This window comes from Lentibacillus sp. (assembly GCF_035301925.1).
GTDB lineage: Bacteria > Bacillota > Bacilli > Bacillales > Amphibacillaceae > Lentibacillus.
Map to the genome: position 1 here is coordinate 1 of NZ_DATGTI010000166.1, position 10,750 is coordinate 10,750.

General features: G+C 44.0%; 12 protein-coding genes. 10 read left to right on the forward strand and 2 right to left on the reverse strand.

Annotated elements, in window-relative coordinates; genetic code table 11:
- The 8 genes from VK080_RS13650 to VK080_RS13685 all read left to right on the forward strand — a co-directional run.
- Positions 1–617: MBL fold metallo-hydrolase (locus VK080_RS13650; protein ID WP_324225322.1), on the forward strand; the 617-nt coding region annotated here is incomplete at its 5' end.
- A 177-nt stretch (positions 618–794) separates the two neighbouring features.
- Positions 795–1,022 (forward strand): sulfurtransferase TusA family protein, encoded by a 228-nt coding sequence (locus tag VK080_RS13655; protein WP_324225333.1) that lies wholly within the window; start codon positions 795–797, stop codon positions 1,020–1,022.
- 50 nt (positions 1,023–1,072) lie between these two features.
- Positions 1,073–1,855 (forward strand): sulfite exporter TauE/SafE family protein, encoded by a 783-nt coding sequence (locus tag VK080_RS13660; RefSeq protein WP_324225323.1) that lies wholly within the window; start codon positions 1,073–1,075, stop codon positions 1,853–1,855.
- A gap of 53 nt (positions 1,856–1,908) precedes the next feature.
- A complete protein-coding gene (locus tag VK080_RS13665; RefSeq protein WP_324225324.1) occupies positions 1,909–2,484 on the forward strand; it encodes a class I SAM-dependent methyltransferase in 576 nt (191 codons plus the stop codon).
- Positions 2,485–2,489: 5 nt separating this feature from the next.
- Positions 2,490–2,873 (forward strand): DUF302 domain-containing protein, encoded by a 384-nt coding sequence (locus VK080_RS13670; protein ID WP_324225325.1) that lies wholly within the window; start codon positions 2,490–2,492, stop codon positions 2,871–2,873.
- A gap of 661 nt (positions 2,874–3,534) precedes the next feature.
- Positions 3,535–4,926 (forward strand): sensor histidine kinase, encoded by a 1,392-nt coding sequence (locus VK080_RS13675; protein ID WP_324225326.1) that lies wholly within the window; start codon positions 3,535–3,537, stop codon positions 4,924–4,926.
- On the forward strand, positions 4,919–5,593 hold the full coding sequence (locus VK080_RS13680) for a response regulator transcription factor (RefSeq protein ID WP_324225327.1): 675 nt from the start codon (positions 4,919–4,921) through the stop codon (positions 5,591–5,593). Before VK080_RS13675 ends, VK080_RS13680 begins: the two co-directional genes overlap by 8 nt.
- Positions 5,594–5,777: 184 nt before the next feature.
- Positions 5,778–7,964: a heavy metal translocating P-type ATPase gene (locus VK080_RS13685; RefSeq protein WP_324225328.1), complete on the forward strand. Its 2,187-nt coding sequence runs from the start codon at positions 5,778–5,780 to the stop codon at positions 7,962–7,964.
- A 52-nt stretch (positions 7,965–8,016) separates the two neighbouring features.
- Here the strand turns inward: VK080_RS13685 and VK080_RS13690 are convergent, their stop codons facing one another.
- Positions 8,017–8,439, reverse strand: coding sequence for a hypothetical protein (locus VK080_RS13690; RefSeq protein ID WP_324225329.1), 423 nt, complete (start codon positions 8,437–8,439; stop codon positions 8,017–8,019).
- 79 nt (positions 8,440–8,518) lie between these two features.
- Complete coding sequence (locus tag VK080_RS13695; RefSeq protein ID WP_324225330.1) at positions 8,519–8,899, reverse strand: cytochrome C oxidase subunit II; 381 nt, start codon at positions 8,897–8,899, stop codon at positions 8,519–8,521.
- A gap of 190 nt (positions 8,900–9,089) precedes the next feature.
- Between VK080_RS13695 and VK080_RS13700 the strand changes: the two genes are divergently transcribed.
- Entirely contained in the window at positions 9,090–9,392 is a 303-nt protein-coding gene (locus VK080_RS13700) for a metal-sensing transcriptional repressor (protein WP_324225331.1), read from the forward strand.
- Between the two features lie 12 nt (positions 9,393–9,404).
- Positions 9,405–10,750: heavy metal translocating P-type ATPase (locus VK080_RS13705; protein ID WP_324225332.1), on the forward strand; the 1,346-nt coding region annotated here is incomplete at its 3' end.

Consider the following 10,750-nt stretch of genomic DNA (forward strand, 5'->3'; position numbering starts at 1 on the left):
ACCTTCATGCCGACCACATTTCAGGTGGCAGACAGCTTGCTGAACACACAGGCGGAACGTATCATTTGCCGCCGAAAGATGCCAGGGAAGTGACATTTAACTATGAAGCGCTGGAAGAAGGCCATGATATAACGGTTGGCAGTTCAACGATTAAAGTTCAACCGCTTTATTCACCGGGACACACAATTGGAAGCACATCGCTTATTATCGATGATCAATATCTGTTGACAGGTGATATTCTGTTTGTCAAATCAATCGGACGTCCTGACCTGGCCGGAAAAGCTGATGACTGGGTGGGCGATCTGCGTGAGACCCTGTACAGCCGCTATAAGGAGCTGTCCGAGGATCTGGTTGTATTGCCGGCACACTATTCGTTTGTGGAAGAGCTGACTGACGATGGCAGTGTTAAAGCCCGCCTTGGTGATTTGTATCAGCGTAATAACGGCTTGCAGGTGGATGATGAAGAAGAGTTCCGTAAGATGGTTACCGAGAATCTGCCGCCACAGCCGAATGAACACGAAAATATCCGGCAGACGAACATGGGTAAGATGAACCCTGAAGATGAGAAACAACGCGAAATGGAAATTGGTCCTAACCGCTGTGCCGTGCACGGTTAAATTTCCGGCGAGAAAAACGGGAAGCTTATAAGTAACACTGTTCTATACCGTAGTAGCTATATACGGCAGATTCGTGCAGGATCGTGAACGATCCTGCAGGCAGTCTGATAAAAAATGCTGTGTATGCGAGACTGCGTATCTATAAAAATAAAACAAATTTACAAGGAGGAACTTATGATGGAAGCAGCAAAAGTATTAGACGCAAAAGGAATGGCATGCCCAATGCCTGTTGTCAAAACGAAAAAAGCGATCGAGGAGATTGACTCAGGTGAGATTCTGGAAGTTCATGCAACGGATAAAGGTGCCAAAAGTGACTTGACAGCATGGACACAATCCGGTGATCATGAGCTGGTTGAGCAGACAGAAGAAGATGACGTGCTGAAATTCTGGATCAAAAAAGCTTAGTGGAGACCCCAAATGCTGGGGTCCCCTTCTTTTAGGAGGGAAAGAGTTAAATGGAATACAGTCTTGCTTTTATGATTGTGTTATTTCTGATTGGGTTTGTTGGCTCATTTATTTCCGGAATGGTTGGGATAGGCGGATCCATCGTTAAATATCCGATGCTCTTATATATTCCCCCGTTATTGGGATTATCAGCCTTTACAGCTCACGAAGTTGCGGGTATCAGCGCTGTTCAGGTGCTGTTTGCAACGATCGGCGGTGTCTGGGCATATCGTAAGGGCGGTTACCTGAACAAAGACCTCATCATCTATATGGGGATCAGCATCCTGATCGGAAGTTTTATCGGCGGATTTGGCTCCCGTTTTATGTCAGATGATGGAGTCAATCTCGTTTACGGGCTGCTCGCCACTATCGCAGCCATCATGATGTTTGTGCCTAAAAAACAAATTGACGATATCCCGTTTGATCAGGTGACGTTTAATAAGTGGCTCGCTGCAAGCCTGGCATTTGTAACGGGGATTGGGGCAGGTATTGTCGGTGCAGCCGGCGCATTTATTCTGGTACCGATCATGCTATTGGTCCTGAAAATTCCGACACGAATGACGATAGCCTCATCACTCGCCATTACATTCATCTCATCGATTGGCTCGACAGCAGGTAAATTGTTGACCGGACAGGTGCTGTTTGTACCCGCCATTATTATGATTGTTGCCAGTCTTATTGCATCGCCATTAGGCGCAAATACCGGGAAGCGTATCAATACAAAAATATTGCAGGGCATCTTGGCTGTACTGATTCTGGGTACAGCGGTGAAGATATGGCTGGATTTCTTTTAGTATATATTTCGCTCTTGCCCTGGAAAACTGTTAAGCTTAGCTGATAAGAGGTGATGTTATTGACAGATAAACGGTTTCATCCAAAAAATGCGGATAAATTAATCAGTGAAGAACGTAAAGATACGTTACAGCCTGAAAAAATGATTGAATACTTGAATGTGAACCCGGACGATACGGTTGCCGACTTAGGTGCCGGTCCCGGACTGTTCACCATTCCACTGGCAAAGCTGACTGAACGTGAAGTATACGCTGTGGATATTGAACCTGAGATGCTTGAACGACTGAACCAGAATGCAAAAAAAGAAAACATTGAAAACATCACTTCGGTTGTAAGTGATCTTGAGAATATTCAGCTTGCAGATGCCTCAGTGACCCGAATCCTAAATTCATTTGTCATTCATGAAGTTGAAAGCATCGATCGGACAATCGAAGAAATCAAACGGATACTTAAACCAGGCGGATTGCTGCTGTTAATGGACTGGGAGGCAGTTGAAACGGAATCCGGCCCGCCGCTTAAAATCAGAATTCCTTCTGAAAAGATGGAAAGTATACTGAAAGAACATGGGTTTGAGACGTCGTTGTTTTATCCCGGTGCAGAACACTATGCCATTAAGGCAGTAAAGGAGTGAATGAAATGTTCCATTATACCGTTGAATCAAACAAGTCAGTTGATGAGGCTGTTACATTGCTGGCATCTGCTTTAAAAGAAGAAAAATTCGGGGTACTCTGGGATTTCGATGTGAAAGATACACTCGAGAATAAAGGGCTGGAGTTTGAACAGGAATACCGCATTCTCGAAGTTTGTAATCCTCAGGCAGCAAAAGAAGTTTTAACCCAAAATCATATGGTCGGCTATTTTCTGCCGTGCAAAATCGTTGTGTACAGTGATGAGGGGAAAACAAAGGTTGGAATGCCGAAACCAACTGCACTCATTAATCTGACAGGAGATGATTCACTCAAAGCTTTTGCAGAAGATATTGAATCCCGGCTCATATCCTGTCTGGACCAGATAGTGTGAGCAGTTTCTCTGAAATAGTGTCAGGAGCTGCCACGAGTTTAGCTGCTACTCTGAAAGCACAGGTGTATTTGTTTTAGGGCCAGCGTATAATTTAAGCCATTGATTCAAAAGGACCTAATAATGAACGCCTTTCCTATGGGAAGGCGTTTTTCATGTGCAAATTGAAATTTTCTCCCGGCCACTTCCTCGATTTCAGGTAGCATTTTTGTCCAAGAGAAGGCTTCTCTCGGACGTTTCAACGTTTTCAGGTACCAGAGTTGTCCAAGATAAGTTATCTTTCCCTGATTTTCACATCCCCTTAAACGGCTTTTCTCCCAAGTTCAGAAAGTGTAGTTTTTCAGGAGGTGTTTTCAATGCTGAAATCGGCCATTCGCCGATTTCCTCCAATCTGGCCTTTGACTACTGCATCCGGAAAGACGAGGTGTAAGCTGATTTTTTTCTTGAGTAATTTTCTGGTTTTTTCAACCGTTCTCCTAAAGAAAACATATCGAATTTCATGTAAAATATATTATGCGGACAACTTGATGCAAGATTTTACAGGGGAAATCATAACAGATGCCAATACTCTGCTCCGTTTGATTGACTATCGGTGAAGGGTTCGTTTAATTTTAATGATAGCAGATTTCCGAATGTGAGACTTGGATCGATGAAAGGACAAATTATGTTTAGTAAATTATCATTCAAAATTGGTTCATTGTTTTTTGTGTTTCTATTAATCATTGAAATCTTATTGTTTTATATATTGCATACAAACCTGGCGGATGATCGGATTGATGAGGTGCTCGAAAATTTACTTGCACGCGGCAATACGCATGCTGAGGTTCTGGAAAGCAGCCATCAGGAAGCGACATTCGAACATGTCGGGATCATGGAATCAGCGTCTGACCTTGCTGTTGTCGTTACGGATTCACAGGGAAACGTGATTGTGAATTCCAATCCGATAGATGATGAGATAAAAAACCTGCTCAGTCAATACAATAATCAGACCATTCCTGCTGAGGGGCAAGTCATAGAAGATCAATGGCATAATGAACGGTATATTGCCTCTGCCAGCCCGATCAATATTAATGGTGCTGAGAACGGGAAAGTGTTTATGTTTGCAGACACGAATGATATCAAACGTGTTGTTGATCAGCTCAATGATCAATTTATCGTCGCCGGTATTATTACAATTACATTCACCGTTATCACAATTCTGGTGCTTTCCAGGCTGATAACGTCACCGTTAATCAGCATTAAATACGCAGCTGAGCAATTAAGTATGGGAGAAAAAGGTGCTGCGCTCAATACTGACCGAAAAGATGAACTCGGCGAATTAGCCCGTTCCATATCAAAATTATCTGATGACCTGGAGCGACTGAAACAGGAACGCCATGAATTTCTGGCAAGCATTTCCCATGAATTGAGAACACCGTTGACCTATATCAAAGGCTATGCAGATATTATCAATCGGCAGGATATGTCAGAAGCCGAAGTGCGTGAATATACGTCCATCATCCGTGAAGAGACTGAACATTTGTCGTTATTGATCAAAAATCTGTTCGAACTTGCTAAAATGGATCAGAATAAATTTGTCATTGAGCTCATGGAAATGCCCCTGTATGATTTAATGCACACAGCAGCTGTTCGGATTTCACCGGTAATGGCCGAAGCATCCATTCATTTTACGGTTAACTACCCACCAAAAGACGTGATGGTTTATGCAGATTCTGAGCGGTTTCAGCAAGTTCTGCTGAATATTCTCGATAATGCCAGGAAACATGTCTGTAAAAATGGGGAAGTGAATTTTCAGGCAACTCAAACTGAAGAAGCGGTGTATATTGCTGTGACTGATAACGGGGAAGGGATACCAGAAGAGGATTTGCCGCATATATTTGACCGGCTTTACCGGGTGGAAAAATCCCGTTCAAGAGAAAGCGGTGGTTCAGGACTTGGCCTGGCAATTGCCAAAGAGATTGTGGCATCGCACGGTGGAACGATTCAGATCAATAGTGAACAGGGAAAAGGGACAAGTGTCATGATTAAGCTAAAACGTGGTGATGAGAATGCATAATGTTTTATTAGTGGACGATGAGAAACGAATGCTGGACTTGTTGGCATTGTATTTGAAACCCCACCATTATATGTGTCAAAAAGCACAAAGTGGATACGAAGCGCTGGCCTATTTCGAAACAAACGTTTTTGATATCGTACTGCTGGATATTATGATGGCAGACATGGATGGTTGGGAGCTCTGTCAGAAAATAAGACAGTTTTCTGATGTCCCTATTATTATGGTAACCGCCCGGGAACAAAACAAAGATGTCGTGAAAGGGCTAAAGCTTGGGGCAGATGACTATATCACTAAGCCATTTGATGAAGCAGTGCTGCTCGCCAGAATCGAAGCACTGCTGCGACGGCAGACACCAGCGGACCATGTGAAGCAAAATGGTCTTCTATGGGATGAGAGCCGTTACGTGCTTTCCTATCAAAATAAACCGATTAAATTAACCCCTAAAGAATTTATGATGATCGGCTATTTTATGAAGCATCCCAATCAGGTGTTTTCCAGGGAGAAGCTGATTGATCTGGTGTGGGGGTTTGATTCAAATACAACCGGACGAACAGTCGATTCCCATGTTCGGAATATACGGGAAAAAATCAAACAGGCAGGCTTTCCGATTGAAAATCATTTTAAAACGGTATGGGGTGTGGGGTATAAATGGTTGAACGATTCCTGAATTGATCATGATGAATCAGGCACATTTTGTCTGAAGTGATAACTCCTAACCCCCGGAATGATCATGGGGGACCAGATTAATATATTCAGGTTTATAATTTACCTTACGGGGGTATTGTATTGTAATTGAAACATGTATTAAATAAATCAGGTGAACGAAAATAATCCATAGAAAGGGGAGCATCATGGCTAAATCTAAAGAGGAAAATCATAACGCCGGCAAGAGCAATCACCAGCACTACCATACGACAGAAGAGCAGCACAAGCAGCATGCTCAACATGATGGGCACAGTCATCACGCTGGTCATCATGAAGGCCATGATGACCACGGAGAACACCAGCATCATAATCACGAGGGTCACCACCACGATCACGGAGGTCACAATCATCACAATCATGGCGGTCATGATCATTCAGGCCATGGCCACCACGATCATGGCGATATGGTCAGTGATTTCAAGAAAAGGTTTTATATATCCCTGATTGTCACGGTTCCCATTCTGATTTTGTCGCCGATGATCCAGGATTTTATCGGTGTTGACTGGGGTTTTCCGTTTGATCAGTATATTCTGTTCGCGCTCGCGACGTTTGTTTTCTTCTATGGCGGCTGGCCGTTCATTACGGGCGGGGTCAGTGAGCTGAAAGATAAAAATCCGGGCATGATGACCCTGATTGGTCTGGCAATACTGGTCGCATATGGTTATAGTTCCATGACGGTATTCGGCTGGGAAGGTCAGGACTTCTTCTGGGAACTGGCTACTTTAATTGACATTATGCTGCTCGGTCACTGGATTGAAATGCGATCGGTGATGGGTGCATCCAATGCACTCGAAGAACTCGTCAAACTGATGCCAAGTGAAGCCCATAAAATCGATGATACAGATGACGTTACAGACGTCCCGACATCAGAACTGAAACACGGCGATAACGTGCTTGTTAAACCAGGGGAGAAAATCCCGGTCGACGGTACGATCTATGAAGGCAATTCAGCAATCGATGAGTCGATGCTGACCGGTGAATCTGTTCCGGTGGAGAAAGATAAAGGCGATGAAGTGATTGGCGGATCTGTCAATAAAGAGGGATCCATCAAATTGCATGTTGAGAAAACCGGAGAAGATTCCTATTTGTCTCAGGTTATTACACTGGTCCGGGAAGCGCAGGAATCCAAGTCAAAAACGCAGGATGTGACAAACCGGGCTGCGAAATGGCTGTTCTACATCGCCCTTGCATCCGGTTTTATCACCTTTTTCGTATGGCTGATGCTCGGGTTTTCCTTTGATGTTGCCGTGGAGCGGATGGTCACGGTCATGATCATTACTTGTCCACATGCCCTTGGATTGGCAGCACCGCTTGTTATTGCGGTATCAACGTCTATCTCCGCTAAAAAGGGGCTGCTTATCCGGAACCGTGCCAATTTTGAAGGGGCCCGTCATTTAAATGCCGTCGTGTTTGATAAGACAGGTACCCTGACCAAAGGCGAATTCGGTGTCACGAATATTGTACCGCAAGAAGGCTATCAGGAAAATGATATTCTGACCTGGGCTGCCAGTCTTGAGCAGAATTCTGAACATCCGATTGCAACAGGTATCGTCCGTTCAGCAAAAGAAAAAGGTCTCGATTTGAAAAAGATTGAGGCGTTTGAATCCATTACAGGTAAGGGAATTGAAGGAAAAATCGAGAGCAAAAAAGTGAATGTCGTCAGTCCGGGCTATGTTGATAATCACAATATGGATTATGACAGGGACCAGTTCGAGACATTATCAGAAGAAGGTAAAACAGTTGTATTTGTATTGCTGGATGATGAGCCGATCGGCATGATTGCTCTTGCGGATATGGTACGGGAAACCGCTAAAGAAGCAGTGTCAACGCTAAAAGAACAGGGAATTGAGTCGATTATGCTGACAGGCGATAACCGAAAAGTAACTGATTGGGTTGCGGGACAGCTGGGTATTGATGAAGTTTATGCAGAAGTTTTACCGGATGACAAAGCAAATCAGGTGAAGACGATTAAGCAAAAAGGATGGAAAGTTGCCATGACAGGTGATGGTGTTAACGATGCGCCGGCACTTGCAACAGCTGATCTGGGTATTGCTATTGGTGCCGGTACGGATGTGGCGATGGAGTCGGCTGATGTCGTACTTGTTAAAAGCAATCCAAAAGATGTCGTCTCATTGATAGAGCTATCCGGAAAAACCTACCGCAAAATGGTTCAGAACCTGTGGTGGGCGGCCGGCTATAATATTTTTGCCATTCCGCTGGCGGCCGGTGTTCTGGCACCAATCGGCATTGTGCTCAGTCCTGCAGTTGGAGCGGTATTAATGAGCTTGAGTACCATTATTGTTGCGATTAACGCCAAATTGTTAAAAGCATAGGTGCAGAGGAGGATATGCCCCTCTGCATGCTGCTGCATATTTTTTAAAAATACTAGAGCTCCTTCACGTCAACAGCTACTTTTCCGTCTTCGTTTCTTGACAGCTTCACTGTTTCACCAGGGCTTAAGCAGCGGTTCTTTTTCATGTTATGCGGGTTAACGACGGTTATTTCATTTTCATTCGAGAGTTTAATGTCATTGTGGCAGCGGCTGATGCCATATTCATCAGGCTCGCAATCTTTATCGGTAAGCACTTGTCCTTCCACTTCTCCTTCAAAATTTCCGGAAATGAGGTTGACGACATATGTACCATCAGCACCGTTGTTCTGCAGGTCCAATCCATTTTCCACTTCTTCCTGCGTCAAACCATCTCCTGCAGCCTGTTGATTGCCATTGCCCGGGGTTACGGTGACGAATAACAAAAGCGTTAAACCAATCACGAATGTAATAATAATACCAGTTGTTATTTTTCGCATTTCTGTCCTCCCTATTATCTCTATCAATCAGATAATAAATAAGAAGCCATTCCTTGGGGAACAGCTTCTTACTGAAATATTATTCAACAACCAATGTTGACGTCATATCTTCATGTCCATTGCCGCATGGAATTGAGCAATAAATGGTATATTCACCTGGTTCTTCAGGCGTGAATGTTGCTTCATCGCCCTCTTCTATGTTTACATCAAATTCATCAATGGCTGCCCCGTGCATGCCTTCCTCATTGGTAAGGGAGATCGTCACTTCCTCACCGGCAGGTACGGTATATTCATCCTGACCGAATGAAAAGTTTGTTCCATTAAGATTTATTTCATTGCCTGATGCAGCTTCAGAGGAACTATCATCGGCTTCAGCTGAATCACTGTCGCCGCCCCCGCACGCTGCAAGAAACAATACAATCCCCAGAGCCAACAAAACCAATAAGCCTTTTTTCATCATAGACCCCTCCTTGAATAGTTCACTTAACTTTGCTTTCTACAATGCCTATTGTAAATACCAAATATCCATTTTTTATGGAGAAAGTGAGTCGAAATGATGAACAAAATTATTTCCAAAAAGCAGTTCTAATGATTGACAAAAATACGTAAGGGGGGTACCCTATAATTAGATAGTGAAAGGAGTGAGGCAGTTGGGTGAATACTTGCATGATCATCCGGTAACACCCCGGACACGAGATGAGAAAGATGCGGTCGTTAATCGCCTGAAGCGAATTGAAGGACAAGTGCGGGGTATTCAGAAAATGGTTGAAGAGGACCGTTATTGTGTTGATATTTTAGTTCAAATCAGCGCGATTAATGCAGCATTGAAAAAAGTCGGATTTTCTGTAGCTGAACGACATACAAAGCATTGTGTCAGTAATGCAGTTCAATCCGGCGAAGGAGACGAAGCCATCGAAGAGTTAATGGAGGTCATGAAGCAGTTTTCCAAGTAGGGGGGATAAAAGATGAGTGAATCAGAACATGCAACGCTTGGTGTAACAGGGATGACCTGTGCTGCCTGCTCCAATCGAATTGAAAAAGTGCTTAATAAAATGGATGGTGTTGAAGCTAAAGTCAACTTGACGACGGAAAAAGCTTCTGTTGACTATGATTCTTCTTCGGTGTCTATTGATGATATATCTGCTAAGATTGAAAAATTAGGTTATGGCGTCCAAACCGAAAAAGCTGAATTCGATGTTTTCGGGATGACCTGTGCCGCCTGCTCGAACCGGATTGAAAAGGTTTTGAACAAACAAAGCGGCGTCAAGCTTGCCAATGTCAATCTGGCGACCGAAAGTGCTGCTGTCGAATACAATCCGGGCTTGATGGAAGAATCTGATATCATCGGCAGGATTCAGAAACTCGGTTATGACGCCAAAGTGAAAGCCGATCAGGAAGATAAACAGAGCCAGAAGGAACAGCAAATTCAGCGGATGAAAATGAAGCTGATGATTTCTGCCTTGCTGTCGGCGCCACTTTTGATGACGATGCTTGTACACCTGTTTGGGATGAATGTACCGGACATCCTGATGAATCCGTGGTTCCAATTTGCTTTGGCAACGCCCGTGCAATTCATCATTGGCTGGCAGTTTTATGTTGGCGCTTATAAAAATCTGCGCAATGGCGGCGCCAACATGGATGTCCTTGTCGCCCTGGGTACGAGTGCTGCGTATTTTTACAGTTTATATGAAGCCATTAAAACGATCGGCAATCCGGGTTATATGCCACATCTTTATTTTGAAACCAGTGCGATTCTAATCACATTGATTTTATTTGGAAAATACCTGGAAACAAATGCTAAAAGCAAAACAACGGTCGCTCTGTCGAAACTCTTAGATCTGCAGGCCAAACAGGCACGTGTTATTCGAAATGATGAAGAATTGATGATCCCGGTGGAAGATGTGACAGTCGGTGATCGTCTGATGGTCAAACCAGGTGAAAAATTCCCGGTCGACGGAACAATTGTTAAAGGGAAAACGTCGGTTGATGAATCAATGATCACCGGTGAATCGATTCCGGTTGAAAAAGACGTGGACGCGAATGTGATCGGCTCAACGTTAAACAAAAATGGAACAATCGAAATGCAAGCAACAAAAGTTGGCAAGGATACGGCACTTGCCTCGATTGTAAAAGTCGTGGAAGATGCTCAGGGGTCCAAGGCGCCAATCCAAAGACTTGCTGATGTCATTTCCGGCTACTTTGTCCCAATTGTTGTCGGGATTGCCATTTTGACTTTCATTGTCTGGATTGCATTCGTGCAGCCCGGCGCATTTGAACCGGCACTGGTCGCTTCGATCGCCGTGCTCGTCAT